The sequence below is a fragment of the Massilia sp. genome (assembly GCF_046293535.1).
GTDB lineage: Bacteria > Pseudomonadota > Gammaproteobacteria > Burkholderiales > Burkholderiaceae_D > Telluria.
The window spans coordinates 25,977-51,904 of sequence record NZ_JBKBOV010000040.1 but is presented as its reverse complement, the minus strand read 5'-3'; the positions used below and the strand labels follow the sequence as shown (position 1 = coordinate 51,904).

The window sequence follows — 25,928 nt, the reverse complement described above, 5'->3', positions numbered from 1 at the left end:
ATGCCGCGTTGTAGTCTTTCCAGTTGGTCGTTCGGTACTTCAGCTTTACGGGAGCAATCATGCCGTCAGTTTACCCGTGCTGCGCCTCGGCCGCTGATGGGCCGATTTGTGCAACAAAGCCTTCCGCAATTCACAAAGCATCGCAAGTGAGATCGAAATCAAAACGGCTATTTAGATTCGATTGCGCCATATCGACAAGAGAGTAGGAAAATTAGATTACCTGCACCTGCACCTGCACCTGCACCTGCACCTGCACCTGCACCTGCACCTGCACCTTCTTTATTTTATCATCGAAAGATACAGTTTTCGAAAACTGATTAGCTTATGTTGCGCAAGAGCTTAAATATTCTGACTACCTCCTCACAGTCGAAAGAACTGACGAGATGCGATAAGCCGACCGATCTTGTTGCGACAGCACAGTTGCTAAACCGCCGTGTTGACCACATAGAACGAACGCTTCAACAGATTCGCAACGACTGCGAACCAACGAATTACTTAAGCTTAAGCGTAACCGATCGGTTTTATGTTTACTGCGTGCTGGTTGCCTCAGAAAACGACGAAGATGATTTTGAGTTACCAAGTGCTGCATCGATGCAAGTTCCGTTAGCGCCGACCATGGTCTTGACGCGAGAGGTCTATTCTGAATTGCATAAAAAGCGATTGCTGATACCAAATTTGCACTCTCCTATATCAGCTTTTAATATTGCAAGCGAAGAAACAGCAACAATCACTTTCGATAGCAGTCGAGTACATTGGAGTCTAACGAGAGACATCTTGGGATTCTCAATTGCAAACCTTAGCACTCACTTAAGAACTTCTCTCATAGGATGCAAAAGAGATGAATGGGCACCTGTCCATACGTTATTACGCATCCACGAATACGCGCATAAGCTATTGAATGAGACATGTGGCTTTAAAGAAGTTGCTAACGACGCTCAAATAGCCCAATTATTCATAATGATTGAAAAGTACATAGGCTCACGACCAAGATTACTGACTCAGGTTCTTAAAGGAATTGCACATGAGAGTAGTGCATTCAAGAGAGCCTTACGTCATGCCTCTGAACAAACATTTTGTAAAAAAATTTCGGAGACCATAGAAGAACGTATGCAAAGTATGGCACTGCCAGATATAGCCTACGATGCCAACGACAATGAATATCCGAAAAGCAGTACATCGATAATGGCCCGAGAACTTCAATACTTTATCGATTCCGCGGTCTAGCACAGCTATATGGTCGATAGCTATTAACACTCCGGCCAGGCTAAGTATTCTTTGTTAGCAAATTCTTTGATAACGTATTCGCTCGATCAAAAGTATCTGTGAGTATGATTTTAATTTGAGCCAAAGTTAGAAGACAATTGAAGTGTTGTAGCCTTCTTCCTTACAAGGTCTGGAGAACAAGATAAGCGAAATTTTATATATTGGTTTCGACATTCATGGTATGACCGCGCCGGCACTGCGCATTTTGAAAACTGCAGTAGCGTATGCGCTCCAAAAGCCGAACTCGAAGCGTCATACACTCTCAATTGATTGTCTTCGCCAAATGTCAGACCTTCCTGAGCTATCAACCTTACAGCTTCGAGCTTTGCTGAGCGAAGCTCGGAAAGCACTTGCCATTGCAGAGGTAATCGATGCGAACTCATCCGATTCTGAAGATTGGCCTAGTATAAGCTGGCCTGTTTTCGATTATATCGGCAGCAGCGCTTGTACAATCTCATTTGAAATATCTAGGCGAACTTTTGACCCAAAATTGCTTGAAGTACTTTGGTCGTTACATACTTCCGGAGAAAAAAGAATGCTTTAGGTTTCGCAGTTTTTCCGCTAGGTATGGAGTCACGCGAACGGCTCGGTCAGTGGCGTTGGATTGTTGAGCGGACACTTGGATGGTTTCATCGTTTCCGAGGGTTGCGCATTCGTCATGAACATCGCGTCGACGCTTACCAAGCCTTTCTCTCGCTTGCCTGCTCACTCATCTGTTGTAGGCGCATCAAGAGGTTTTGTTAGTTGCTCTTAGTTTCCTAGATGACGTTGTATTATTCAATTCCGCCTAGGTGCTTTGTGGGCAACAGGCGAGTACACTTAGCCGTGCCGACCGTCCGCAATCAGCCTATGTGTTGAAAAAGTCGGGCAGCAGCTTTTATGGCCAGTTTTCGTTGGCATCGCAGGTCCAACTGACCCGCGTTCGTGCCATGGTGGCCGTTCTGCACAGTCGAGTTACCGATCTTTCTTTTCAGGCTAACACTAGAACGGAGTTTTTCAACACAATAAGCCAAGAGGAGACGTTGCCGAATATTGCTACGATTCAACTGAGAAGGCACTTTTTCACCAATGCGCTAGATTATTAGGCCTTCAAGCTAATAGTTTTTATGGCGCCGTGCACTTAAGCTAACCAGTTCTAGACATCGATCACAGACTACACATACTAGTCTTTCGAAACCAGGCCAATTCTTGATAATTTTTCTTGACACAGAGTTTACAAGCTTCGAAGAACCATATCTAATATCGATTGGTCTTGTTGCTGGCGAAAATGAGCTTTATTTTGAACTTGGTGGAGTGTCATATGAAATTTGTGCGCCTTTCGTTCAGGTCAACGTCCTACCTCTGCTTACCGGCCCTGTGCTGAAACCAATGGAAGGTGCTGAACGGTTGGCTGCCTTCCTGTCATTGTGCGGTCCTGAAGTCACCTTTTTTTGTGATGCGCCACGTTACGATATTACGTTGCTAACCCCGTTCCTACCGAGCGGGCTGCATTGGGACTTCGCGGTTCCATCCTTTGAAGATGCTGCGTGTGAGGGTCTTTTCGAACTTACTCGTGAGAAAGCGTTTGCAAGCGGTCTTCGTCGACATCATGCTCTTGATGATGCAAGAGCCCTGGCAGCAGCATGGGCAGTAGCGCGTCGCACTTAGCGATCCGGTGACGGTTTGCAATGGTCGATAGTGGACGTGCGAAGGCTCAGTTCGGTCACTAAAATGGTGTCCGTATTAGTAGACGAACTGGTGCCATGACCCGAGCACTTCTTCCTAAAGGCCTCTAGAGGCTTATAGCAGTTCACCTTCCTGCCGATTGTTGATCACCGAAAGGCGGACGGCCACAGATCGATTATCGCGCAGTCCTGACCGGCATACTGTTTGTTCTCAAAACTGAAATACTGTTGGAGTACTTGCCGCGCGAACTCGGCTGCGGCAGTGATATAACATGCTGGCGTCGCCCTCACGAATGGATGCGAGGCGGCATTTGGCCGCGTATTCACAAGGCGGTGCTACGACGGCTCCAATCGCGACTCGGCTGCAAACATCATTTGCTGGTGGCTGAGCGTGGGCTTCCTCTAGTGGCCCAGATCTTGACGCACAAGTACATGACTTCGATTCGTTATCCCGCTGGTCGAGTCAATCCCGGCAGTAAAAGTGCTGGTAGGCCGTGCCTGCAAAGGTCCAGAAGCTGCACGCTGATCGAGCATATGCTTCTCGAACACATCGGGCCTGGCTCCGCCGGCGTGAAATCTCAGCACGAATTGCACGCTACAACGTGGAGTCACGCAAACGGCTCGTAAGATAGCCCCCTGATTCACCAAACACAGTCGATGCGGTATCCTTACCGATAGGAATACGACTGTGAATATGACTAGGAACAAGCAAACCATCGAAGTCGTGACGGTGTCGGAGGAGCGGCGCCGTCGCTGGTCAGTGCAGGAAAAGGCTGCGCTGTCAAGGAAACGTACGAGCCGGGGATGAGCGTTTCGCTGGTAGCGCGCAAGCACGGCATCAGTGCCAGCCAGCTGTTCAATTGGCGCAAGCTCGAGCGCGAAGACGCCCTGGTGGCCGTCCAGTCCGGCGAATCGGTGGTGCCGGCAAGCGAACTGGCTGCCGCGCGCGCCCAGATCGCACAACTGCAGCGCATGCTCGGCAAGAAGACGATGGAAGCGGAAATCTTGCGCGAAGCGATCGAGGTAGCCCGCGAAAAAAAGTGGATTGCGCGCTCACCCTTATTGGACAAGGACGGCCAGTGAAGCCAGTCTGCGCTGTCCTTGGTGTAGCGCGCTCGAACGTTATCGATCGCCTTGCGCGTCCTGCAGACTGGATCGATGGTCGTGCGTTGGCCAGGCTTGATCCAGCCGCTGACGCAATGATTGCCGACGCCGTGCGTGCCGAGATCACGGCATTGCCGACGTACGGCTATCGCCGCGCCGGCGCCTTGGTGAACCGCACGCGCAGCCTGATGGGCCTGCGACCAGTCAATCACAAGCGCATGTATCGCGTGATGAAGGCCCTGGGTTTGCTGCTGCCGAAGTCGCCCAAGCGCCGGGACAGCGGCCGCGCGCATGATGGCAAGGTAGCCGTCGAGGAATCGAACCAGCGCTGGTGCTCGGACGGCTTCGAGATCGCCTGCGACAACGGCGACGTCGTGACGGGCGTATTCATGAAGGATTGCTGTGACCGCGAGATCATCGCCTGGCGTGCCTGGATCGGCCGTGGGCTGCCCGGCGAACCGGTGCGCGACATGATGATCGAGGCGGTGGAAACACGCTTTGGAAGCACGGACGAGCGGGCGGTTACGCTTGAATTCCTGAGCGACAATGGCGGCGCTTTCCGGGCAATCGAAACGCACGCCTTGGCCCATGAACTGGGCATCAAGCCGGTGCATACGCCTGTCAACAGCCCGCAATCGAATGGCATGGCCGAGAGCTTCGTGAACACCTTTAAACGCGATTACGTGGGCAGCATGGACCGCAGCACCGGCACCGTCGTACTGGCCCAACTGCCCGACGCATTCCGGCATTTTAACGAGGTGCATCCTCACTCGGCGCTGGGCTATAAATCGCCGCGTATGTTTAGAAAAGAGCGACCGTGTCAGGCTCTGGAAACTGACGCTAACTAAGCATCAGACTGCGTCCGGGAATAGCGGGGCAAGATTACTCGGTCGATGGCGTGGCTTGTTGAGTGGACACTTGGATGGCTTCATCGTTTTCGGAGGCTACGCATCCGTCATGAACATCGCGCCGACGCTCACCAGGCCTTTCTCTTGCTTGCCTGCTCACTCATCTGTTGTAGCAACACCAACAGTTTTTGTTAGTTACTCATAGTTTCCTAGATGACTTCGTATTTTTCAATTCCTCTTTTTTATCTCTCAGCGTAGCCGGCTGCTGCAACAAGTACTTGCTCGACCTTTCGACGCCGCAGCGCCTCAAGCGGGGTCTCGCCTAAAAATGTTGACTTGGTAGTAAAGAAATAGTGTTTAACTACGCCCGGCAAGGACCCTAACGCTTTCGACACCTTCTCAATCGCAGATCGATCAAGTGACTGTTCAGTATAGAAGGCTGGATAATAGTTTTCGCCTGACGGACCAGTTACGGCGAATATACGGTCGGCAACTAGCGCTTCGTCGAGCTCCGCGCGCTCTACAGACCAGGCTGCCCGTAACTGTCCCAAGGAAATGAAATCGCCATTCTTGATGCGTTTGGCAAGGTTATTCGCGGCGTCAATCCGAGCCTGCGCAAGGATCTCCTCGCCCTGCCGAATTGATTCAGGGGTCGAGTATACCGGTGACACGCGTTCCCGTGCCTTGACAACAGCGCGCTCGAATGCATCTTCAATTTGAGTCTGCATCATGATGCTTTTAGCGTTATCCGTGCTCATCGATACCTCCTTTTTCCTTAGCTCTACTTGCTCTTTTCGATAACCTTTCGGTATGCTCTACGCGTTCACGTTTTATACCAAAATCTCCTAACTTTACAGGAGAAACCAAACACGTGATTACCATCGTCCAAAATGCCTTTATTCGCGCGCTGTCGGCCATCGCAGCCCGCGCTTTTGGATAGCGCTATGCGGACTTGCTTGCGGTTTTGGGCTTCTCTAGGCGGCGGCCTTCGAACGATTTCGGTAAAATAATTGCGTAGATGACATTACTTCTATAATGTCCGATCAAGCTAGCTACCCATTCCAGGCGATGCTGCAAAGGCTTCACGCAGTAATGGCGCATGCGCAGGACTGCGCCCGCGCGTACCTTGTCAGCTTCGGTTATGCTGACACCCGTCCATCGGGCCAACTTATCGCAGTACTAATACTCCGTTAACCCCTGTCCCTTAGCATTCTTTCCTAAGCGGCTCCGCAGAACGGACTTGCCGTGGATGACAGCCATGTCGGCTGTCCGTTAGGAGCGCGTAGTGGACGAATTTGACGTGGGTAGATGGGCAATACCGGCGCTGGCGATCTCCGCCAGTGCTGCCGTGAGCTGGTGGTACCGGCACAGGCGCGGCTGGCATAGCTGGCCAGTGATTTGGAAAACGATTCTCGGCAGCCTGGCGATGGCACGCATCGTCTTCGTATTGCAGAATGCCCCGGAATATGCGTCCGACCCGCTCTTGATGGTCAACTTCAGCGACGGCGGCTTCTCCGATACCGCTGGCATCCTGACGGCATTCGCTTTGGGCGCACACCTCACGGCCCGGACCGGCACGCCGCGCCGTCCGGTCCTTGCCGCGATCCTAGCCGGTGCCGTCGTCTGGATAAGTGGCGCGATCGCCACGCTCAATTTCGGGCCGCCCAGTACGCCAGTACCTCTGGTCGAACTACGGCGTCTTGATGGCACGCCGGTCCAGTTGCGGACCCTGACGAACAAGCCGATGGTGGTCAACCTGTGGGCGACGTGGTGTCCACCATGCCGACGCGAGATGCCAGCGCTTGAGGAAGCCCAGCGGCGCCACCCCGGCATCACCTTTGTCTTCGTCAACCAGGGTGAGGACGCGGCGACAATTCATGCCTTCATGGCGCAGCAAAAACTCAAACTCGACAATGTATTTACCGACCGTGCCCGGGAAGTGGGACGCCGGACCGGATCGTTTGCCATGCCGACAACCTTGTTCTACGGCAGGGATGGACGCCTCTTCCTGCGTCACATGGGGGAGCTCGACCGTGATGGCCTCGACAGGCGCCTCGAGATGCTGGCGGCGCCGGCAACCGGATTCAAGCGCTGAACATCCAAAAGGACCTCGCCGAATCGGCTTAACTGACGGCCGCTGGCAGCGCGCGACGAAGCGCCTGGGCATCCTGTATACGCGGCCGATGCGCGACCTGCGCCGACGCGAGCTTGAAAGTGCTGACCACTGCCAATAGCTCCTGAGCTTGCGCCTGCATGGAATCGGCCGCAGCAGCGGCCTCTTCGACGAGCGCCGCATTCTGCTGCGTAACCTGGTCCATCTGTGCGATGGCCTGGTTCACCTGGGCGATCCCGGCGCTCTGCTCCTGCCCGGCAAGTGCGATTCCGGCCATGATGTCGGTGACGCGCTTCACGCTGGCGACGACCTCGGTCATCGTTTCTCCGGCCACGTTGACAAGCTTGCTGCCTGCCTCGACCTTGCCTACGGAGTCGCCAATCAAGGTCTTGATTTCCTTGGCCGCGGCGGCGCTGCGCTGCGCAAGGTTGCGGACTTCGGACGCCACGACAGCGAAGCCACGCCCCTGCTCCCCCGCGCGTGCCGCTTCAACCGCCGCATTCAGGGCCAGGATATTGGTCTGGAACGCGATACCGTCGATGACGCCGATGATGTCGGCGATACGCCTTGCAGCCTCGCTGATCGCGCCCATGGTCCCGACGACCTCCTCGACCACCTGGCCGCCCTTCAGCGCAACTTCCGATGCGCTTCCAGCCAGCATGTTGGCATGACGGACGCTTTCCGAATTCTGCTGCACCGTGCTGGTCAGCTCTTCCATTGACGCAGCGGTCTCCTCGAGCGAGCTCGCCTGCTCCTCGGTACGCGCAGACAAGTCGAGATTGCCCGCTGCGATCTCGCTTGACGCGGTCGTGATCGTATCGGTGCCGACACGTACCTTGTGCACCAGCGTTGCCAGGCTGCGCTGCATCTGGCGCATGGCAAACATCAGGCTGGCCTGGTTGCGCTCGTCGTCGAGGTCGATCTGCACGGTGAGGTCCCCTGCCGCGATCGCACCGGCGATGCTCGCCGCATAGGCAGGCTCGCCGCCAAGCTGGCGGGTGATGCTGCGGGTGAGCCAGAACGCGACGGCGCCGCCGGCGACGATGGCGAAGGCGCCGACAGTCAGGCTCAGCGCCAGCATGGTCTGGGTACGGGCGATCAGCTCCGTCTTGTCCTGCTCAGCCAGCGCCTTCTTCTCCTTCAGTATCTTCAGCAACTCAGCGCGCATGTCGCGCCATACCGGGGTTTCCTCGGCGTTCAGGACGGTCCCGCTGGATGCGGTATCGGTACCGGACTTCACCAGCTCAAGGATCCGGTCCTGTACCGCGGCGCGGCGCCGCTGCAGGGTTTCCAGCCTCCCCAGTGCCGCCTGCGTTGCGGGATCGGCGGCCGCAAGTGTACGGGCGGACTTGAGGGCCTCGTCGAAATCCTTGCGGGCCGCCGCCAGGTTCTTGTAGCCGATCCCGTTGTCCGGCGCGAGGATGATGTTGCGCAGGGCCTGCCCCATCTGCAGGCCCTGCGAATACATGGTGTTCGCATCACCCAGGAAGGCCTGGTCGTGGTCCACGAAGCTGCCGAAGCGCGCGCTTGCATCGCGCATGCCCGACAGGGCGACAGCCAATGCTACCGTGAACAACACAAAGACAATGGCCATGCACCAGGCCATCTTGTTTCGTAATTTCATTTGTTTCTTTCAAAAATCGCAGGGATCGAAGCAGAGATTATCTAAAGAAATAAATGATTCCAAGCGGAAATTTTGCTAAATCCCGGGCTGATGGCCTAAGGTGTGTCGCTGCTGCGCAACGCTCCTTCACATGCACTGGCGAACGCATTCAGCCCGTGTCTTCATCAGAAGAAACAGGCTGAACCGGCCGATGAGGCATCGGCTACTGCATGGGGATGGCTTAGCTCATGTAACGCCCCTGCTCTCGTTCGCGACACGTGTCACTCGGCGCCATCAATCTCATCACTTGAATTTGGCCAGCGCCGGATCAGTGATCCGTTGCTCAGGCAGGCCAGTCATGGCCGGCAGTTCCGACAGACGCGGCATGCCGCTTTTCACCTGGACCTTGCCCTGGGTGTCGCGCCAGACCACGCCAGGAGTACCGGCGATGCCGAACTGCTCCATCAGCTCGCCATTCGTGCGGATCGACGACGCCACTACGGGCTGGTTCTGCTCGGTCTTGCCAGCTTGTGGCTTCCACGGCTTCCCATGGTTCTGCTCCATGCGCCGGAACGCCGCGGTCTTGTCCGGCGCTGCCAGCACCTCGATCGCTTTCGGCATGCTGGTCGGGCCAAGCGTTGCGACGGGGATCCAGCGCACCTGCAGTCCAGCCGCCTCGTACGGCTGGACTGCACGCCACATGAAGTGGCAATAAGGGCAGTTCGGATCGACGAAGGCGTAGATGATGCTTTTCGGATTCTTGGTGCTTCCCTCGGCGATGAATGCCGATTTCTCGAGCTGCGCGAATGCGGCTGCGAAATCCGGCTTGGGGATGTACATGTCTTCGTGCTGGGCCGAGAGGTTCTGGCCACGTTCATCGATCAGCGCTCCCGCCACCAGCGTCTTTCCGTCCGCCGTGGTGTATACCAGCGAATGGCGCCCCCCCTGGGAAAGCACCCAGCCGGTGAGCCCCGAGCCGGCCGGGAACTGCCTGACCACCTTGACGCCGGCGCTTACGGCGCGCTCCAGGACCGGTGGGGTCTGCTCGGTGGCGAAGGCGGCCGTATTGATGAGTGCTGCTGCGAGTGCGGTTGGCACCGCGTATTTGAAAGCCTGCATGTCGACTCCGATAGTGAAGGCGTTGATTAAGATTGGGGGGGGGGTTGCGCGGCTTCCGCCTTGCGAAGCGAAGCGAGGAAGGAATCGGCATCCTCGTAGCCGATGACTCGTGTGCCGCCGAGTTCACGGCCGTCGGCGCCGAAAAAGATGATCCCGGGTGGGCCGAACAGGCCAAAGCGCTTGAGCAAGGCCTGGTCGGCCGCGTTGTTGGCAGTGACGTCGGCCTGGAGCAGCAGCATCTGGTCGAAGCGTGACTGTACGCGCGGATCGGAGAACGTGAAACGCTCCATTTCCTTGCATGACACGCACCAGTCCGCGTAGAAGTCGAGCATGACGGTCTTGCCCGGGCTCCGGGCCAGGACGGCATCGAGCTCCTCGATCGAGCGGATTCTCTGGAACCGGGTCTCCTGGTGCGCCTCCGCCGTGGCGAAAGGCGCCAGCGGATCGGTCCCGCCAGCGGCCAGGCCGGCCAGCTGCGCCGCGCCCAGCACCCCGACGACGAGGCCGGCGGCCACACCAAGCGGCCGGCGTGGACGCGGCAGCAGTAGCGACGCGGCATAGCCCGTTCCCAGCAAGCCCCAGCCCAGCATCAGCGCCTGGGGCGGCAGGACCGGCGCCGCGATCCACAATGCGGTGCCCAGCATCAGCACGCCGAAGAAGCGCTTGACACCCGTCATCCAGGCGCCCGCGCGCGGCAGCAGGGTGCCCGCCGAGGCGCCGACCAGCAGCAGCGGCACGCTCATTCCGGCGGCCATCGCGAACAATGCGCTGCCGCCGATGAAGGCATCCTTGGTCTGGCTGATGTACACGAGCGCGCCCGCGAGCGGTGCGGCGACGCAGGGACCGACGATCAGTGCCGAGATGGCTCCCATTGCAAACACCCCCGCGTGCGTGCCTGTCCCCTGCCGGTTGGAGGCTCCCGCCAGGCGCGACTGGATCGCCGCCGGCACCTGCAGCTCGAACACGCCGAACATCGGTAGCGCCAGCACGACCATCAAGAGGGCGAACGCGCCCAGCACCCAGGCGTTCTGCAGCGCCGCTGCCAGTCCTTCGCCCGCCAGGCCGGCCGCCACGCCCATCGCGGTATACACGATCGCCATGCCGAGCGAATACGACACCGACAGGGCAAGGCCCCGCAAGCGCGACGCGGAACCCTTGTCGCCGACGATGATCGAGGAGAGGATCGGCAGCATCGGCAGCACGCAGGGCGTGAACGAGAGGCCCAGACCCAGCAGCAGGAACATCGGGACGATGACCGCCAGCTCGCGGCTGCTCAAGGCCCGTTCGATGCGTCCACTATCGTTGTCGTCGGTCAGCGTACCTTCGAGGGCGGCTGCTGCCGGTTGCGCAGCAGCGGCCGGGCGCAGCCCCGATGGCCCGGCGGCCTCCAGGACCGCGCTCGATGCCATCGGCGGATAGCACAAGCCCTTGTCGGAGCAGCCCTGCGAGGTGGTCTTCAATGTGAAGCTTCCCGTCCCGTCCACGGGAATGCGCACCCTGACCACGCCGCGATAGGTTTCCATTTCCTTCTGGAAGGTCTCGTCGAAATGCTTCTCGCCAGCCGGGAACACAGGCTGTCCGAGCCGGGTCTCCCCGGCTTCGAATGCGAAGCGCTCGCGGTACATGTAATAGCCGGGCGCAATGTCAAAGCGCACTTCAGCGGTCTGTCCGTCGACCATGTAGGCGGCGAAGCGGAACGCCTGCTCGGGCGGCAGGAAATCGTCTTCAGCGGCCGCCGCGTTGCCGGATGCTGCAAGCAGCACCGCGGCAAGCGGAACCAGCAGCAGCGCAAGCAGCCACCGGCCCATTCCGGGTAGCGTTCGTGATAAGAAGACCATACGCTCTCTCCTGTCTTTCATTAATGTCGCTCTCTCGCGTTTCCGGTTCAGCGCTTGCTGCGCAGGACCGCCAGGTGTTCGGCCAGCGTGGCGCTCGATACCTCGCCCATCCGCTTGTCGACGAGTATTCCGTTCGCGTCGACAAACAGCGTGGTCGGCAGGCCCGGGGCGCCGGCTGCCTTGGCCAATGCTCCGCCGGGGTCGAGCACCACGTTCCGCAGCGGCAGGCCCTCGGCCTTCAGGTAGGCACGTACCGTGGCGCTGTCCTCGCCCTGGTTGACGAATACGAAGTTCAGGTCGTTCGCTTCGCGCTGCGCCTTGCCAAGGGCGGGCATTTCTCTCCTGCAAGGCGGGCACCAACTGGCCCACAGGTTGACCACCATGGGCTTGCCGGCAAATGCGGACAATGGAACGGCGCGTCCGTCAAGATCCGTCAGCATCACCTCGGGCAGGGCCTGGCGCTCGGTGGCCATGCGGATCAGCCCGTTCCCGGCGATCCAGATGAAGATGCCGGCCCATAAGGCAATGACGATCGCGGCGCGCTGCTCGGCCCTGCGCCATGCCAGGATGGCGCCGATGATGACAGCGGCCGTGAAGCCCGCGACCGGCGCCAGCCCGCCGTCGCGCAGGTCCGGCAGCCGCCAGGGTTCTTCCGCGTACAGCGGCCAGTAACGGGCGACAAAGACGATGCGCGCCACCAGGATCGCCCCGGCGATGATCAGCCAGAGCGAGCCCTCGGCCTTCACGCCGCGCCTGGCCGCCACCCTATTGCCGATGGCGGAACCGAGGATGATCGTTGCGAATGCGACCAGCAGTTGCGCGGGCAAGGCAAGCGGGCCGAGTGTGACAATCATGGTGGTGTGCTTTCCTGCGCATGGCGCCGGCCCGACGGGCCGGTTCGACGCCTGGCGAATACAGCCATCCTATTGCCTGACGATTAGCACCACATTAAGAATTCTGTCGAATTACCGGGAGGCACCGGTTTCGCCGCCGCCGTTAATCACGGGATAACCGTAAAGCGGTAAGATCGCGCTTCCTGCATCTACTACTCGGGTTAGCCATGCGTGTACTCGTCATCGAAGACGACGAACTGGTCGCCAGCGGCATTCTTGCCGGCCTGCGCCTGTCCGGAATCGGGGCCGACCATGTCGCCAATGCCTCGCAAGCGGAAATGGCCGTGCAGACCGGCCGCTTCGACGTCCTCCTCCTCGATCTCGGCCTGCCGGACACCGACGGGCTCACGCTTCTCAGGCGCTGGCGCGGCGCCGGCAAGGACTGGCCGGTACTGGTCCTGACAGCGCGCGACGACGTGCAGGACAAGGTGGCTGGCCTGCGCAGCGGCGCCGACGATTATCTGGTGAAACCCTTCGAACTCGACGAACTGGTAGCACGGCTGCATGCCTTGCAACGGCGTAGTGCCGGCCGCAGCGTCGACCGCATCGAGCATGGTCCGCTCGCCTTCGATCCCGCCACCCAGGTGGTGACGCTGGATGGGAACCCGGTCGAGCTGTCGCGGCGCGAACTGGCCCTGCTCCAGGCATTGCTCAACAGCGGCCAGCGCATCCTCAGCACCGACCAGGTCAAGGATAGCCTGTATGGGCTGGGCGACGGCGTCGAAAGCAATGCCCTGAACGTCCACATCCACCACCTGCGTCGCAAGCTCGGGCCGAATATCGTCGAAACCGTGCGTGGCCTCGGGTACCGGCTTGGCAAGGCGGGGGCATGAAGACGCTGCGCCTGCGCCTGTTGGTCACCATCGGCGCCTCGTTCGCACTGTTCTGGACCCTGTCGTCGCTGTGGACGCTGGTCGACCTGCGCGACGAGTTCCGCGACGCACTCGACGAACGGCTGGCGGCATCGGCGCGCATGGTCGCCGCGCTGATTGCCGACTCGCCCCATCTTTCGGTGCAGCCGGGTTCGCGCGGGGCCAGCCCGATCCCCTACCTGGTACGCACCGACAACGTGGCCTGCGAGATCCGGCTGGTGCGGGGCGGCATCGTGGGCCGCACCGAGAACAGCCCGGAACGCCTCGGCCTGGTGTCACCCGGCTACCGCACCCGCGTCATCGACGGCGTTACCTGGCGCAGCTACACCATCGAGCACAACGGTATGCGCATCACCACCGCCGACAAGACCGAGCGCCGCCAGCAGCTGTTCCGCAATATCGCCTTCGCCACCTTCGTGCCCTTCCTTGTCGCCATGGCGGCGACCCTGATCGCGCTATGGTTCGCCGTACGCCATGGCCTGCGGCCACTGGAACGGATCCGCGTTGCCCTCGAAGCCCGCGAACCCGGTGCGCTCCACCCGCTGCCCGAGGAGGACCTGCCGCGCGAGATCGCCCCGCTGGTCACGACCGTCAACGGCCTGCTGGCCAGGATCGAACGCACCATCGAGCGTGAACGGCGCTTCACCGGCGACGCCGCGCACGAATTGCGCACACCACTCACCGCCGTCAAGACCCATCTCCAGGTCGCCCGCATGAGTGGCGATGGGCCGGACACGGCGGTAGCTCTCCAGCAGGCCGAACGCGGGGTAGGACGCCTGCAGGGCATCATCAACCAGCTCCTGATGCTGGCGCGCGTCGAGGGTTCGATGGCATTCGAGGATGACGAGCGCCTGCACGCAGCCGCAATCGCGGAGCAGGTCCTCATGCACCTTCCGGCGCAGCAGGCCGCCAGGGTGTGCGTTCACGACGAAGGCGGCGCAGCACGCGTTCTCCGCATACCCGCATCCCTCGCCGTGACGGCGCTGCGCAATATCCTCGACAATGCGCTGCGCTACAGCGATGCCGAGGCCACTGTCGTGCTGCGGATCGTGCAGCATGGCGGGACGGCGGGCTTTACGGTGGAAGACCAGGGCAGCGGCATGAGCGATGCGGACATCGGCAAGGCCGGGCAGCGCTTCTGGCGCAAGGGCGGCGGCCAGGGCAGCGGCCTCGGCCTCTCGATCGTCATGGCGATCGTCGCGCGCTACGACGGCAGCTGGAAGCTCGAACGCCGCGCGGGAGGCGGGCTGGCCGCACACCTGGCCTTCCCTGCCGCATGAGCTTCGAACGACATGCCTCGCCGTCGGTGCCTTGGTAAAGGCACCTGCCTATGCGTACGTGCAGCGCCGCCACCGGTTTTCTGCTGGCGCGCGCAGTCGTATTCGATGCGCCGCTGCGGGACTCCGTCACGGGCGCTCTGCCAGACAACTTTAGCGTCCGGACTGCGGTCATGCAGGGCCGCTGACACGAAAAGCGGACGTTGCTTTTACTCTTCAAGCCAGTGCAAGGCCTGGCTAAGGTCGTTATAGAAAACACGGTATTCGCCTTCACCAAATTGTCCGAATGCGATCCGTGCAAAGTAGGCCAACCGAGTATTCGCCACCAAAATGGCTTTACGCAGGGGCCGGTCGTGGAACAGTTGACTGGCTTCTTTTTCGAGTTTTTCCTGCAACAGTGCATGCTCGACATTGGGCGACTCGATTTCCAAGCCGTCGTAGAGAACGCGCGTGTGTCCGGTATCCTGTAGCAGCTGGACGACCCGCTTGTGGGTTTCCTCAAGCATGCTTTCGCTTAATTCACCTCTCAATCGCGCCACTATGACATGGCCGAGAGGTTCGATCCACAGTTGAGTATTCGGCATCTTATACAGTTAAAATAGTTTGAAACCTATATGTTGGCTACAATCACCCGAGGCCACCGATACTTGACTGTGCCCTCTGATCCGATGGCAGAGGTCGGGACCGACAAGTGTACGGTCTTGTTGCTATCAGCACAAGGACGGTTTTTTCTGGCGTCTATGGATTCCCCCCCGGTTTGCCAAGCATTCATGGATAGGAGCGATCGGGCTCAAGGCAATATCTTGGCCGAACGCCAGTGGCGCAATGTCAAACAGGAGGACGTATATCTGGCCGCTTTCGCCAACACGTAACAGGCGCTCAATTACAATGAGCCAGCGAGCGGCAAGCGTAGTGGCAGTGGCAGTGGCAGTGGCAGTGGCAGTGGCAGTGGCGCGCTGATGGTCGGCAAATAGACAGTACGCAAGTGCTGGGCCAACGCCGGCCAACTGCAGTGACAGAAAACACCGCAGCCTTAACCCCGAAGAATTGTCTCACCGACGGGTCACTTTATATTGTCCCGATTTGGTTCTTTTTTATACATTTTACTGCACATGAAAATATCAGTTATTGGCACCGGTTACGTCGGACTAGTTTCAGGCGCGTGCTTTGCCGATGTCGGCAATACCGTCCTGTGTATGGACCTGGACCAACACAAAATCGCGATGCTCAACGCTGGCCGGAGCCCTATCTTCGAGCCAGGCCTTGATGCCCTGATCGCCCATAACACGGCGGCCCGCAGATTGCTTTTCACCACGAATTATGACGAAGCGGTCGCGGATGCAGACATCATTTTCCTGGCCGTGGGTACGCCGCCGGATGAAGATGGCAGTGCCGACCTGACGCACGTTCTTTCGGCGGCGCACAGCATCGGCCAGCTCATGCAACGGCCGATTACCCTGGTCAACAAATCTACCGTCCCGGTGGGCACTGCCGACCGGGTAAGAAGCGTGATTGCCGAACAACTCCGGGCCCGCGGTGTCTGTATCGACTTTTCTGTCGTCAGCAATCCCGAGTTTCTCAAGGAGGGGGCGGCAATCGAGGATTTCATGCGCCCCGCCCGGATCATCGTGGGCAGCGACAATCCGCAGGCGACGAAAATCATGCGGAACCTTTATGCACCGTTCAGCCGTAATCATGAAAAGCTGCTGGAGATGGATGCGCGCAGCGCCGAGCTGACGAAATACGGCGCCAATGCCATGCTGGCAACGCGCATCAGCTTCATGAACGAACTAGCGAACCTGGCGGAGACGCTGGGCGCCGACATCGAGCTGGTGCGGCGCGGCATAGGCTCGGACCCGCGCATTGGCCCGGATTTTTTGTATCCGGGAATAGGCTATGGCGGCTCCTGCTTCCCCAAGGATGTCCGGGCGCTCTTAAAAACGTCGGCCGACCATGGGCAGAAACTGCGCATCCTGGCTGCCATTGAAGCGGTGAATGCGACGCAAAAAAATATTCTGTTCAAAAAAATTGCGCAGTACTTCAATGGGACCGACAGGCTGGCAGGAAAAACCGTCGCACTTTGGGGCTTGTCTTTCAAGCCCAACACGGATGATGTGCGCGAGGCGCCGAGTCTTGCACTGATCAGGGCGCTTTTTGCTGCGAATTGCCGGGTCCAGGCATACGACCCGGCCGCCAGCGAAGAGGCAAAAAACGTGCTGATCAGCGAGCATGGCGAAGCACGTTGCCATGAGCTGCTCAACATCGTTGATTCCGCAGTAGCCGCAGTGGAAGGCGCCGATGTGCTCGCCATCGCGACGGAGTGGAAGGAGTTTCGCTCGCCTGACTTCGGCTACCTGGCTGCATCGCTTCGGCACCGGGCGATCTTTGATGGCCGCAACCTGTATGCTCCGGAGCTTGTTGCGTCGTTCGGGCTGAGCTATTTCAGCATCGGCAGACCCGTACTGGTGGCGCAGCGATGATTCCTGCCAACTCGCCTGTCCTGGTCACTGGCGCCGCCGGCTTCATCGGGAGTTTCGTCGCGTCGCGCCTTGCCCGGATGGGCATGGCCGTTACCGCGTGCGACAACTTCAATGGCTATTACTCGACCGATTTGAAGCACGCACGCGTCGAGGCCTTGCTTGCACCGCAGGGAATCAGGTGCGAAGCGGTAGAGCTTGCCGATGCGCTGCAAGTCAGGCAGTTGTTCGAACGCGTTCGACCCGCCTTTGTCGTCCACCTTGCGGCGCAGGCGGGCGTGCGTTATTCGATCGAGGATCCTGCCGCCTACGTGCAGTCGAACCTGGTCGCGTTCGCCAATATCCTAGAAGCTTGCCGGCAATTCAAGCCACGCCATCTGGTCTATGCGAGCAGCAGCAGCGTCTACGGTGCAAGCCAGAAAGCTCCCTTCAAGGAGAGAGATATAACCGATGAGCCTGTCTCCTTCTACGCGGCGACCAAGAAAGCGAACGAGGCAATGGCATATTCCTATAGTCACCTGTTTGGACTGCCGGCGTCCGGTTTGCGCTTTTTCACCGTATATGGTCCGTGGGGCCGCCCCGACATGGCGTATTTCAGTTTCGCGCAAAAAATGCTAAAAGGCGAGGCGATTCCCGTCTTCGCGCAAGGTGAACTGAAACGGGACTTTACCTATATCGATGACATCGTTGAAGGTATCGTGCGGGTGTTGGCGAAGCCTGCCGACGCGGGCGCCGGCGCGGCCCCGCACATGGTATTTAATATCGGTAATCACCAACCCGTGCGGGTACTGGATTTTATTGCAGCCCTGGAAGAAGCTCTGGGCGTCAAGGCAAAGATGCAATTCTTGCCGATGCAGCCGGGTGACGTGACGATCACGTATGCCGATACCAGCAAATTGCGGGACTGGGTCGAGTTCGCACCTGCAACGCCGCTTCGCGAGGGGCTGCTTTGTTTCCGGGAGTGGCTGGCTGGATGGATGGAGCACAACAAGATGAATTAGCCATGCAGAACGATGGGATCGCGAGTGCGTACCCGAAGCGCGCCGGCACCAATTTCCTCCTGGCGCTCGGGGCTTACTTCGTGCTGCAGATCATCCTGCGGACAAGTTCGCCAGCAGTGCTCGACCTGGACGAATCGGAACAGGTGCTGGCGTTCCAGCACCTGCAGCTGGGCTATGGCAGCCAGCCGCCCTTGTATGCCTGGCTGCAATGGCTCATGTTCTCGGTGTTTGGCGTCAATCGTTTTGCCCTCTCCTTTCTCAAGAATCTGCTGCTGTTCGGTACCTACCTGGCGATGTTTCATGCAGCCAGGTCGCTCGTCGGCATTACCGGTGGCATCATCGTCGCCGCCTCGCTGGTGCTGTTCCCGCAGATTGGCTGGGAATCGCAGCGCGATCTGACGCACTCGGTGTTAATGACCTGCATGGCGGCGCTCACGCTATGGTGCTACTTCGCTTTGCTTCATCATCCGGGCAAGATGCGCCATGCGCTCTTCGGTCTGCTGATCGGGCTCGGGCTGCAATCGAAATATAACTTTGCCCTGTTTGCGCTCGCCCTGACGATGGCCAGCCTGCTGGTTCGGGAACACCGTGAGCGACTGTGGAGTCGCAGGGCCTGGATTTCACTTGCAGTGATAGCAATTGCCGTTGCTCCACACGGGTTATGGCTGCTTAACCATCTGGATGCGGCCACCCGCTCTACTCTGGAGAAAATGAATGGCAGTGATGCCGGCTATATCGGCAATGTCGTGCGTGGCCTCGGCAGTATGGTGAGCGCGACATTTCTGTTCGTGACACCGTTGTGGATGGTGTACGCCTGGGTCTTCTGGCGGCGCCGTGCCCAGGCCGAGGCAAAGGTCGATGACCCGCATGCCCGTTTTTTTCTCCGGTTTTACCTGGCGGCCTACGGCGGCATCACGGCCCTGGTGCTCAGCGGCGAGCTAACGAGCTTCAAGGATCGCTGGATGCAGCCGATCCTGTTCCTGCTGCCGCTTGCATGCTTCGTCATCTTTCCCTCGCTCGCACGTCGGACAGTGTGCCGGGAGATACTTCAAATAGCGGGCATGTTTGCCATGATCGTTCTGGTGGGACTGTCGGCACGCGCTTACCTTGGCAAGAACACGCGCGCACCGTATGTCGAACTGTCGGCCACGCTCCTGCATTGCTTTCCGGAAGCAAAAACCCTGATCGCTAACGAACTGACGGATGCCGGAAACCTGTATCTGCAGAATCCAACACGGCCAACAATGCTGCTGTCCAATACTTTACAACAACGGCCGGACATCGGCGGCAAGGTCCTGCTGATCGATTCCGACAGCGGTCAATCCGATTGGATGCATAAATTTCTTCGTGCGTATCCGTCGAGCGCCGTCCTCGAGCGGGGACGACTCGCGGTCGGAAACCCGCAGGAGCGGCAAGGCGCGATGTCAGTGGAATATGCACTTGTAGCGATAAGGAAAGAGTAAATGCGATATCGCCTGCCATTCGCAACAGGTTTCCGACGGACGGAAACATCCTACATATCGAAATAGGATCGTCCTATTGGTGACAGGCTTATGAACGCTTACGATGATTTTCCTCTTTTTTAATCATTGTCGGCAGCTGCCCGGAATCGCCGCGACGTCGATAGCATTTCTTAACTACGAACCACGGGAGAATTCACATGAAGATGCGAACATTAGGGCAACAAGGCTTGACGGTTTCCGCGCTCGGCCTGGGCTGCATGGGCATGTCGGAATTCTATGGCCAGCCTGACGAAGCAGAGTCAATCGCCACCATTCACCGCGCCCTGGAATGCGGGATCAACTTGCTCGATACGGCCGACATGTACGGGCCGTTCACCAATGAGAAACTGGTCGGCAAGGCGATCCGCGACCGGCGCGATCAGGTGATCCTGGCAACGAAATTCGCCAACGTGCGCGGCGACAACGGAGAGTTTCTCGGGGTACGCGGCGATCCGGAGTATGTGAGGCAGGCCTGCGATGCCTCCCTGCAGCGGCTGGGTGTCGACCATATTGACCTGTATTACCAGCATCGGGTCGATCCCGGCGTGCCGATCGAGGAAACCATTGGTGCAATGGCGGACCTGGTGCGTGCCGGCAAGGTGCGCTTTCTCGGCATGTCTGAAGCCGCGCCGGAAACGATCCGGCGCGCCCATCAAGTTCATCCCATCAGTGCGCTGCAGACCGAGTATTCGCTCTGGAGCCGCGATCCCGAGCACGCCATCCTGCCTGCCGTGCGCGAACTCGGCATCGGCTATGTCGCGTACAGTCCGCTCGGACGCGGGTTCCTGACCGGCCAGATCAAGCGGATCGAGGACCTCGAAGAGCGTGACTACCGGCGCCATTCGCCGCGCTTCCAGGGGGAGAACTTCCAGCGCAATCTGGACCTGGTCACCGAAGTCGGGCGCATCGCCGCAGAGAAGGGCTGTACCCCGGCCCAGCTTGCGCTGGCCTGGGTCTTGGCGCAGGGCGAGGATATCGTGGCGATCCCCGGCAGCAAGAGACGGCCGCATCTGGAGGACAACGTCCGTGCGCTGGATGTCCGGCTGAGCGACGAGGACCTTGCCCGTATCGATCGCATCCTGCCACCCGGCGCTGCCGCTGGGGAGCGGTATGACGATTCGCAGATGCAGGCCTTGAACGGTTGAGCGCCATGGATTGGAAAACATTGGACGGGCGCGTCGCGATCGTCACCGGCGGTGGACGCGGACTGGGACGTGCGATGACCCTGGGGCTAGCGCGGGCGGGAGCGCGTGTAATCGCCACGGCCGCACGGGAAAGCGCGGAATTGGAACAGGTGGCCGCCGAGATGCATGCAGAGTGCGGCGAGCAGCGTGTGCTGCCGCTGATGGCGGATGTGCGCAATGCCGAAGATTGCGAACGGGTCGTGAACGCCGCGCTGGCGCAGTGGCAGCGACTCGACATTCTGGTGAACAATGCCGGACGCGGCATGAAGTACGCCAGCGAGCGTTTTCTTGTCGAGCCCCCCAGGTTCTGGGAAGTGGAGCCGGAGACCTGGCGCATGGTCATGGATACCAACGTCAACGGCCCTTTCCTGATGGCGCGCGCCGCCGTTCCACACCTGCTCCGGGCAGGCCGGGGGCGCATCGTCAACATCTCGATGAACCACGACACCATGCGCCGGCGGGGCTTCTCGCCTTATGGTCCGTCGAAGGCCGCGCTGGAATCCGAAACCATCATCTGGGCGCAGGACCTGGAAGGCACTGGTGTAACGGTCAATGCGCTGCTTCCGGGAGGAGCGACCGCGACCGGCATGATCCCGCCGGGCCTGCCCGATGCGGTGCGCGCCACGCTGCTGGAACCGGAAATCATCGTGGCGCCGCTATTGTGGCTGGTCTCGGCCGATGCGGATGGCATCAATGGCCGCCGCCTGCTCGCCAACCGCTGGGACGGTGCCGATCCGGCGCTTGCGATCGAGGACGCCGGATGGCCGCGCTCCTGACCCGGACAAAGCGAACGTGCGCCCGTGCTTCCGCGAGTTCAGGCTGCCAGATGCCAGCGTCATCGCTGCTTTAGCCAGCCCACAATGGCCAGTGCCACGGAAAGCAACGCCAGCAGGGCCGCCAGCTGCGGTTCGGAGGAGGAGACGATCGCGGCGCAGACAGCGAGCGCAGCGGGATAAACCGGGGGAGTGGCCGCGCCGCCACGCGCCTTGTCGCGCAGTCGCTCAAGGTCCGCGGGGGCGATGCTGACTGTGATCGCCCCGGTTCGGGCTACCTTCTCGATTTGCCTGACCAAGTTCGGGGTCGATAGCACCGCCCTTCCCAGCGATGCCAGCAGCTTGCCCGCTTCGCCGCGCAGTCGTGCGGGTCGGATGCGCTCCCGAATCAAATCCTTGGCGATCGGAGCCAGTTCGCTGGCGATGTTGAAATAGGGATCGATCCGTCGAACAAAACCCTCGGCCGTGAGCAGCGTCCGGAGCACCAGGGCCAGATCGGGTGGAAGGGTGAGATGGAATTCGCGCAATAGGGCAAAGACGCGCTGGAAGATGTCGCCAAGGTCGATCTGCTCGAGCAGGACGTTGCTGAAGCGGTCGATCAGGTCGGCCAGCGCCTCTTCCAGCCTGGTCCGGTCGACACTGGGCTCCCCGGCCCATAGCATGAGAATGTCGACCACGCCGCCCGTGTCCTGCGACGCAATCGCGAGACCGAGCCGAACCAGTTCCTCCCGGCGCTTCGGCAGGAGCGTCCCGACCGCGCCAAAATCGATGAGCCCAAGCGTTCCGTCCTCGAGGAAAAATACGTTCCCGGGGTGCGGGTCGGCATGGAAGTGACCGTTGATAAGGATCATGCGCAGCACCGCCTGTGCATAGGTGCTGGCCAGCGCACTGAGATCGAGCTGGCTCCGGCGCGCCGTCTCCAGGTCGCTCGCCGGAATGCCGCGCAGCCGCTCCTGGATATTTACCCGCCTGCCGGAAAGCTCCCAGTCGAACCGGGCGGTTCGAACACCGAGATCCTTGAGGAAGGCGCCGATCGCATTGCTGGCGCGCGCTTCCGCCCCGAGATCCATTTCGCGGTCGAGGCTTTCGGCGAAGTAGCGCAGCAACTCGTCCGGCTTGAGCCGTGCGACTTCCGGTATGGTGCGCTCGGCGATACGGGCCAGGCGCCGCAGAATCCGCAGGTCGGCGTCGACGATCCGCTCGATCCCGGGACGACGGACCTTGACGATGACGTCACGGCCGTCGAGCAAGGTCGCGGCGTGGACCTGGGCGATGGACCCGGCTGCGATCGCTTTCTCGTCGAAACTGCTGAAACAGCTCTCGATCGACCCGCCAATGGCGTCTTCGATCAGCGGCCGCATGGTCTGGAAAGGAAGCGGTGGAACCCGGTCCTGCAGGCTGGTGAGCGCCTCGATCCATTCCGGATCAAGCAGATCGCTGCGCATCGCAAGGATCTGGCCGAACTTGACGGCAACCGGGCCGATGTCGCGCAACAGCGCGACGACCGCCTCCGGGCGGGCGCTGTCGAGCGTCTCGTCTCCGCCGCTTCCTAGGCCGAGCCTGGCAGACAGTCCCTTCAGGCCATGTCGTCCGAACAGGACGAGGATTTGCGCAAACCGCTCGCGCTCTTTCAACGCGGCGACCTCGGAGCCGTCGTTCAGTACTGGATCAGCCATGGTTCTTCTTTCTTGAGGTAACAAAACGAGCGCTCCACAATCCGGCGGGCTCTTCGGTCTCAGTGCGGCGGTCACGCTGGCGCCGCCGGGGAAGCGCAACAGCCATTGAACTGGCCGCTTCCGACAAGCGCTGCACCTTGATTGTCGATGCGGGTGCCGAGGAAGGTGCCTGTCCGGGGTGCGCCCAGAGACCCTTGATGAATTCGTCGGCGATGTGGCAGTGCAACGGATACATTTGCAGGTAGCGTTCGGGCATCGGGAAATTATTTGGGTTTTCTGTGGCCATAGGGTTAGCCGAACCAATAGTATCCGTGGCCAAATGGTTGGGGTCGAGTGAACCAGAACATCAAGCGCGCACCCGATCCCCTTCTTTCGCCTTCTCCCCAACGCTCGACGGCATGAACATCATGACGGCCAACGCGATCGCGACCATGATGGTACCCGCTATGAACATGTCGGCAATCGCTTGCCGGTAGATGACCGGGGTCGGTGCCCGACCATGCAGGTGCTGCGCCAGGATGGCGCCGGAACCGGCGACGCCGACCAGGCCACCTAGGGAGCGGAAAAAACTCAGCATTGCCGTTCCAATACCGCGGCGCGGCGCCGCCAATGCGGTCTGAACCAGAATGGTCATATTGGGCGACACCAACCCCAGGCCCGCCCCGAGCACGAACATGGCGGGTTCGATAACGATGAAGCCAAGCGACTGCGCGATCGCCCATGAAAGAACAGCGAACGCGGCGAGCGCCATGCCCAGTCCGATGACCTGCATTCGCTTGTAGTCGAAGCTGTCGCGGCTCATCAGGCGTCCGTTGACCAACGACGCGAGCACCATGCCTACCATCAGCGGCATCGTGAGCAATCCGGAATTGGCCGGACTGGCCCCCATAACCAGCTGAAAAAGTATCGGGAAAAACATGCTCGCGCCCATCATGCCGACAAAGGTGAAGGCCATGACCACACTGCCGACGTTGAATACCCGGCTGTGAAAAAGGTCCGGCGGCAGGACCGGCTCTGGCACGCGATGCACGTGGAACATCAGCAGCGCAAGCATGCCGATCGCCGCGAGCGTCAGGTAAGCTACCGGCGGAGACTCCCATGGCCACTCACTCCCCCCGAGAGCCAGTACGAGCAGTGCTGAGGTCACCGAACCGATCAGCAAAACGGAGCCGAGGTAGTCGATACTGTGCCGGATGGTCCGGGTAGCCGCGGGCATCGCCCTAGCGATGAGAAACAGCGCAAGCACGCCGACCGGCATATTGATATAGAAAATCCAGTGCCAGGATAGCAGGTCCGTCAAGATCCCGCCCAACACGGGACCGATGACGGTCGTGGAAGCGTAGATCGCCACGATGCGCCCATGGCGCCGTCCGCGCTCGGCAGGCGGCACCAAATCCCCAATGACGATTTGTGCCAGCGGCAGGAAGCCGCCCGCGCCAATGCCCTGGATCGCACGAAATCCGATCAGCTGCGGCAGGTCTTGCGCCAGGCCGCACAGGATCGATCCGATCAAAAAGCTGATGATCGCGAAATAGAGCAGCGGCTTGCGTCCGTACTGGTCGCTGAGCTTGCCGTAAAGAGGCATGACCGCGGTCGAAGCCAAAGCATAGGCCGTCACCACCCACGCCAGGTCCGACATGTTGCCGAACTCTGCGCCGATACGCGGCAAGGCAGTGGCAACGATGCTTTGGTCCAGCCCTGCAAGCGCCATCATCGTGACCAAGGCAAAATAGATCGCGCCGATCTGTTTCGATGACGTCGCGGACTCGGTTCCGGCTCCAGTTTCCGGGGAGTGCCGCGTCATTTACAGATCGCGGCGAGAAAGAGGAATGCCCGCACGGGGACTGGCGTAGTCACTGCGGCATACGGCGCCAGCTTGGGGGTGTCAATGCCTGCTTGCAGGCCAATGCCATGCAGCAGTTCCGAGGCTGATTCTGCAATGTTGTCGTCGTTGCCGGCGGTATGAACACTCATGTTTGATGAATTGGTCAGCCCAGCAACTATGATAGCCCAGCCTTGCAGCTTCCGCAAAGCTACCGCGTGCGTCGCTGCTGTGCCGAACCCAGCAACGCTGAGGCGAAGCACGCCGCAAACGTGCGCAAGCATCGCGTTAAGTAATCGATCCTTATTCTCACGACTACAAATCAGAATTTTTTGTTACTTCGGTTCGCTGTCTAGGCAAACGCTCACGCCGAATCCTCAGACAAGATGGTTATGTACCCGTCTATGGCCTATACCAGCACAGCGAATCGATTGTGGAGCGGGCGTGCACATTGTACCTAGTTATATGGAGGAACCATGAGCTCAAGTATATCGGCCTCGTCGAAAAAAAGACCCAACCTTGGGGTTAAAATACTTTATGTCGCTAACATCGCCGCAATGACAGGCGGTTGGATAGCCGATATGAACAAGACCCACATGTTCAATCCGAAGTGGACGCCGCACGCGAAGTTCCACGATGCTATGTCAATCAGTGCCGCAAGTTTGGCGGGCGTATCCGGTCTTTAGTCCCTGGCAGGTCGGCCGTTCGATCACCGCGTCAATACTGCGATCGCTGCCTTATTGCCTGCGATAATCTTTGGCGCGCAGGCAACTGCTTTTCTCTATTCTGGTGAAAAGGGGTTGGAACTGAAAACCCCACGATGGCACCCGAAGTCGCGGGCGTCCGGAAGAATGAGCTGCCAGTTGCGCTCCTCGGGCTCGCACTACCAGGCATCGGTT

At 59.6% G+C, this 25,928-nt stretch carries 21 protein-coding genes and 3 pseudogenes; 14 read left to right on the top strand and 10 right to left on the bottom strand.

Annotated features, from left to right (window positions below):
• The first annotated feature begins 324 nt into the window (after positions 1 to 324).
• The 5 genes and pseudogenes from ACK4S9_RS18500 to ACK4S9_RS18480 all read left to right on the top strand — a co-directional run bounded on the left by ACK4S9_RS18500 (position 325) and on the right by ACK4S9_RS18480 (position 4,879).
• The gene (locus ACK4S9_RS18500; RefSeq protein WP_273027678.1) at positions 325 to 1,224 is read left to right on the top strand and encodes a hypothetical protein; all 900 of its coding nucleotides are present in this window, start codon (positions 325 to 327) and stop codon (positions 1,222 to 1,224) included.
• Positions 1,225 to 1,827: 603 nt separating this feature from the next.
• Positions 1,828 to 2,007, top strand: a pseudogene (locus ACK4S9_RS18495) (transposase); the annotation flags it as partial.
• A gap of 444 nt (positions 2,008 to 2,451) precedes the next feature.
• Positions 2,452 to 2,910: a hypothetical protein gene (locus tag ACK4S9_RS18490; protein ID WP_156923867.1), complete on the top strand. Its 459-nt coding sequence runs from the start codon at positions 2,452 to 2,454 to the stop codon at positions 2,908 to 2,910.
• A gap of 182 nt (positions 2,911 to 3,092) precedes the next feature.
• Positions 3,093 to 3,554 (top strand): annotated as a pseudogene (locus ACK4S9_RS18485) (transposase); the annotation flags it as partial.
• Positions 3,555 to 3,621: 67 nt separating this feature from the next.
• Positions 3,622 to 4,879 (top strand): annotated as a pseudogene (locus tag ACK4S9_RS18480) (IS3 family transposase).
• Between the two features lie 242 nt (positions 4,880 to 5,121).
• On the opposite strand, the gene ACK4S9_RS18475 reads toward ACK4S9_RS18480, so the two are convergent.
• Positions 5,122 to 5,637: a hypothetical protein gene (locus tag ACK4S9_RS18475; protein ID WP_156923866.1), complete on the bottom strand. Its 516-nt coding sequence runs from the start codon at positions 5,635 to 5,637 to the stop codon at positions 5,122 to 5,124.
• Between the two features lie 527 nt (positions 5,638 to 6,164).
• Between ACK4S9_RS18475 and ACK4S9_RS18470 the strand changes: the two genes are divergently transcribed.
• A complete protein-coding gene (locus ACK4S9_RS18470) occupies positions 6,165 to 6,974 on the top strand; it encodes a TlpA disulfide reductase family protein (protein WP_036216129.1) in 810 nt (269 codons plus the stop codon).
• Between the two features lie 28 nt (positions 6,975 to 7,002).
• Here ACK4S9_RS18470 and ACK4S9_RS18465 read toward each other — a convergent pair whose 3' ends face one another.
• The 4 genes from ACK4S9_RS18465 to ACK4S9_RS18450 all read right to left on the bottom strand — a co-directional run bounded on the left by ACK4S9_RS18465 (position 7,003) and on the right by ACK4S9_RS18450 (position 12,406).
• Positions 7,003 to 8,616 (bottom strand): methyl-accepting chemotaxis protein, encoded by a 1,614-nt coding sequence (locus ACK4S9_RS18465; RefSeq protein ID WP_084416611.1) that lies wholly within the window; start codon positions 8,614 to 8,616, stop codon positions 7,003 to 7,005.
• 282 nt (positions 8,617 to 8,898) lie between these two features.
• The gene (dsbG, locus tag ACK4S9_RS18460) at positions 8,899 to 9,714 is read right to left on the bottom strand and encodes a thiol:disulfide interchange protein DsbG (protein ID WP_409728652.1); all 816 of its coding nucleotides are present in this window, start codon (positions 9,712 to 9,714) and stop codon (positions 8,899 to 8,901) included.
• Between the two features lie 26 nt (positions 9,715 to 9,740).
• The gene (gene dsbD, locus ACK4S9_RS18455; RefSeq protein WP_156923918.1) at positions 9,741 to 11,522 is read right to left on the bottom strand and encodes a protein-disulfide reductase DsbD; all 1,782 of its coding nucleotides are present in this window, start codon (positions 11,520 to 11,522) and stop codon (positions 9,741 to 9,743) included.
• Positions 11,523 to 11,599: 77 nt separating this feature from the next.
• Positions 11,600 to 12,406 (bottom strand): TlpA disulfide reductase family protein, encoded by an 807-nt coding sequence (locus tag ACK4S9_RS18450; protein WP_027868051.1) that lies wholly within the window; start codon positions 12,404 to 12,406, stop codon positions 11,600 to 11,602.
• Between the two features lie 206 nt (positions 12,407 to 12,612).
• Here ACK4S9_RS18450 and ACK4S9_RS18445 point away from each other — a divergent pair, with 206 nt between their 5' ends.
• Together ACK4S9_RS18445 and ACK4S9_RS18440 are read left to right on the top strand one after the other, a co-directional pair.
• The gene (locus tag ACK4S9_RS18445) at positions 12,613 to 13,278 is read left to right on the top strand and encodes a response regulator (protein ID WP_027868050.1); all 666 of its coding nucleotides are present in this window, start codon (positions 12,613 to 12,615) and stop codon (positions 13,276 to 13,278) included.
• Positions 13,275 to 14,597 (top strand): ATP-binding protein, encoded by a 1,323-nt coding sequence (locus tag ACK4S9_RS18440; protein WP_273036603.1) that lies wholly within the window; start codon positions 13,275 to 13,277, stop codon positions 14,595 to 14,597. The genes ACK4S9_RS18445 and ACK4S9_RS18440 overlap by 4 nt, the downstream gene beginning before the upstream one ends.
• A gap of 206 nt (positions 14,598 to 14,803) precedes the next feature.
• Here the strand turns inward: ACK4S9_RS18440 and ACK4S9_RS18435 are convergent, their stop codons facing one another.
• Positions 14,804 to 15,178, bottom strand: coding sequence for an STAS/SEC14 domain-containing protein (locus tag ACK4S9_RS18435; protein WP_349680687.1), 375 nt, complete (start codon positions 15,176 to 15,178; stop codon positions 14,804 to 14,806).
• A 528-nt stretch (positions 15,179 to 15,706) separates the two neighbouring features.
• Between ACK4S9_RS18435 and ACK4S9_RS18430 the strand changes: the two genes are divergently transcribed.
• The 5 genes from ACK4S9_RS18430 to ACK4S9_RS18410 all read left to right on the top strand — a co-directional run bounded on the left by ACK4S9_RS18430 (position 15,707) and on the right by ACK4S9_RS18410 (position 21,534).
• Positions 15,707 to 17,074, top strand: coding sequence for a UDP-glucose dehydrogenase family protein (locus ACK4S9_RS18430; RefSeq protein ID WP_273036606.1), 1,368 nt, complete (start codon positions 15,707 to 15,709; stop codon positions 17,072 to 17,074).
• Positions 17,071 to 18,072, top strand: a complete 1,002-nt coding sequence (locus tag ACK4S9_RS18425) for an NAD-dependent epimerase/dehydratase family protein (protein WP_273162121.1) — start codon at positions 17,071 to 17,073, stop codon at positions 18,070 to 18,072. Before ACK4S9_RS18430 ends, ACK4S9_RS18425 begins: the two co-directional genes overlap by 4 nt.
• Positions 18,045 to 19,535 carry an ArnT family glycosyltransferase gene (locus ACK4S9_RS18420; RefSeq protein ID WP_084416612.1) on the top strand — a complete coding sequence of 497 codons (1,491 nt, stop codon included), beginning with the start codon at positions 18,045 to 18,047 and terminating at the stop codon, positions 19,533 to 19,535. The genes ACK4S9_RS18425 and ACK4S9_RS18420 overlap by 28 nt, the downstream gene beginning before the upstream one ends.
• 197 nt (positions 19,536 to 19,732) lie before the next feature.
• Positions 19,733 to 20,719 (top strand): aldo/keto reductase, encoded by a 987-nt coding sequence (locus ACK4S9_RS18415; RefSeq protein WP_027867972.1) that lies wholly within the window; start codon positions 19,733 to 19,735, stop codon positions 20,717 to 20,719.
• A gap of 5 nt (positions 20,720 to 20,724) precedes the next feature.
• Positions 20,725 to 21,534, top strand: a complete 810-nt coding sequence (locus ACK4S9_RS18410; protein ID WP_051306776.1) for an SDR family NAD(P)-dependent oxidoreductase — start codon at positions 20,725 to 20,727, stop codon at positions 21,532 to 21,534.
• Positions 21,535 to 21,593: 59 nt separating this feature from the next.
• Here the strand turns inward: ACK4S9_RS18410 and ACK4S9_RS18405 are convergent, their stop codons facing one another.
• Genes ACK4S9_RS18405 through ACK4S9_RS18390 form a run of 4 tightly spaced genes read right to left on the bottom strand, consistent with a single transcriptional unit; the run spans position 21,594 to position 25,313 of the window.
• On the bottom strand, positions 21,594 to 23,207 hold the full coding sequence (locus tag ACK4S9_RS18405) for an ABC1 kinase family protein (protein WP_027867973.1): 1,614 nt from the start codon (positions 23,205 to 23,207) through the stop codon (positions 21,594 to 21,596).
• The gene (locus ACK4S9_RS18400) at positions 23,200 to 23,493 is read right to left on the bottom strand and encodes a hypothetical protein (RefSeq protein WP_156923906.1); all 294 of its coding nucleotides are present in this window, start codon (positions 23,491 to 23,493) and stop codon (positions 23,200 to 23,202) included. The genes ACK4S9_RS18405 and ACK4S9_RS18400 overlap by 8 nt, the downstream gene beginning before the upstream one ends.
• Positions 23,494 to 23,553: 60 nt before the next feature.
• Complete coding sequence (locus ACK4S9_RS18395) at positions 23,554 to 25,011, bottom strand: MDR family MFS transporter (RefSeq protein WP_036216186.1); 1,458 nt, start codon at positions 25,009 to 25,011, stop codon at positions 23,554 to 23,556.
• Positions 25,008 to 25,313: a hypothetical protein gene (locus ACK4S9_RS18390; protein WP_036216188.1), complete on the bottom strand. Its 306-nt coding sequence runs from the start codon at positions 25,311 to 25,313 to the stop codon at positions 25,008 to 25,010. Before ACK4S9_RS18390 ends, ACK4S9_RS18395 begins: the two co-directional genes overlap by 4 nt.
• A 192-nt stretch (positions 25,314 to 25,505) precedes the next feature.
• On the opposite strand from ACK4S9_RS18390, the gene ACK4S9_RS18385 reads away from it, so the two are divergent.
• Positions 25,506 to 25,715, top strand: a complete 210-nt coding sequence (locus ACK4S9_RS18385) for a DUF6640 family protein (protein WP_369094361.1) — start codon at positions 25,506 to 25,508, stop codon at positions 25,713 to 25,715.
• The last annotated feature ends 213 nt before the right edge of the window (positions 25,716 to 25,928 follow it).

What these genes read in the sequence shown, in the direction of transcription:
- ACK4S9_RS18500 (WP_273027678.1), top strand. Translation starts at nt 325, where the DNA reads ATGTTGCGCAAGAGCTTAAATATTCTGACTACCTCCTCACAGTCGAAA.
- ACK4S9_RS18475 (WP_156923866.1), bottom strand. Translation starts at nt 5,637, where the DNA reads ATGAGCACGGATAACGCTAAAAGCATCATGATGCAGACTCAAATTGAA.
- ACK4S9_RS18465 (WP_084416611.1), bottom strand. Translation starts at nt 8,616, where the DNA reads ATGAAATTACGAAACAAGATGGCCTGGTGCATGGCCATTGTCTTTGTG.
- dsbG (WP_409728652.1), bottom strand. Translation starts at nt 9,714, where the DNA reads ATGCAGGCTTTCAAATACGCGGTGCCAACCGCACTCGCAGCAGCACTC.
- dsbD (WP_156923918.1), bottom strand. Translation starts at nt 11,522, where the DNA reads ATGGGCCGGTGGCTGCTTGCGCTGCTGCTGGTTCCGCTTGCCGCGGTG.
- ACK4S9_RS18450 (WP_027868051.1), bottom strand. Translation starts at nt 12,406, where the DNA reads ATGATTGTCACACTCGGCCCGCTTGCCTTGCCCGCGCAACTGCTGGTC.
- ACK4S9_RS18445 (WP_027868050.1), top strand. Translation starts at nt 12,613, where the DNA reads ATGCGTGTACTCGTCATCGAAGACGACGAACTGGTCGCCAGCGGCATT.
- ACK4S9_RS18440 (WP_273036603.1), top strand. Translation starts at nt 13,275, where the DNA reads ATGAAGACGCTGCGCCTGCGCCTGTTGGTCACCATCGGCGCCTCGTTC.
- ACK4S9_RS18435 (WP_349680687.1), bottom strand. Translation starts at nt 15,178, where the DNA reads ATGCCGAATACTCAACTGTGGATCGAACCTCTCGGCCATGTCATAGTG.
- ACK4S9_RS18430 (WP_273036606.1), top strand. Translation starts at nt 15,707, where the DNA reads ATGAAAATATCAGTTATTGGCACCGGTTACGTCGGACTAGTTTCAGGC.
- ACK4S9_RS18425 (WP_273162121.1), top strand. Translation starts at nt 17,071, where the DNA reads ATGATTCCTGCCAACTCGCCTGTCCTGGTCACTGGCGCCGCCGGCTTC.
- ACK4S9_RS18420 (WP_084416612.1), top strand. Translation starts at nt 18,045, where the DNA reads ATGGATGGAGCACAACAAGATGAATTAGCCATGCAGAACGATGGGATC.
- ACK4S9_RS18415 (WP_027867972.1), top strand. Translation starts at nt 19,733, where the DNA reads ATGAAGATGCGAACATTAGGGCAACAAGGCTTGACGGTTTCCGCGCTC.
- ACK4S9_RS18410 (WP_051306776.1), top strand. Translation starts at nt 20,725, where the DNA reads ATGGATTGGAAAACATTGGACGGGCGCGTCGCGATCGTCACCGGCGGT.
- ACK4S9_RS18405 (WP_027867973.1), bottom strand. Translation starts at nt 23,207, where the DNA reads ATGGCTGATCCAGTACTGAACGACGGCTCCGAGGTCGCCGCGTTGAAA.
- ACK4S9_RS18400 (WP_156923906.1), bottom strand. Translation starts at nt 23,493, where the DNA reads ATGGCCACAGAAAACCCAAATAATTTCCCGATGCCCGAACGCTACCTG.
- ACK4S9_RS18395 (WP_036216186.1), bottom strand. Translation starts at nt 25,011, where the DNA reads ATGACGCGGCACTCCCCGGAAACTGGAGCCGGAACCGAGTCCGCGACG.
- ACK4S9_RS18390 (WP_036216188.1), bottom strand. Translation starts at nt 25,313, where the DNA reads ATGCTTGCGCACGTTTGCGGCGTGCTTCGCCTCAGCGTTGCTGGGTTC.
- ACK4S9_RS18385 (WP_369094361.1), top strand. Translation starts at nt 25,506, where the DNA reads ATGAGCTCAAGTATATCGGCCTCGTCGAAAAAAAGACCCAACCTTGGG.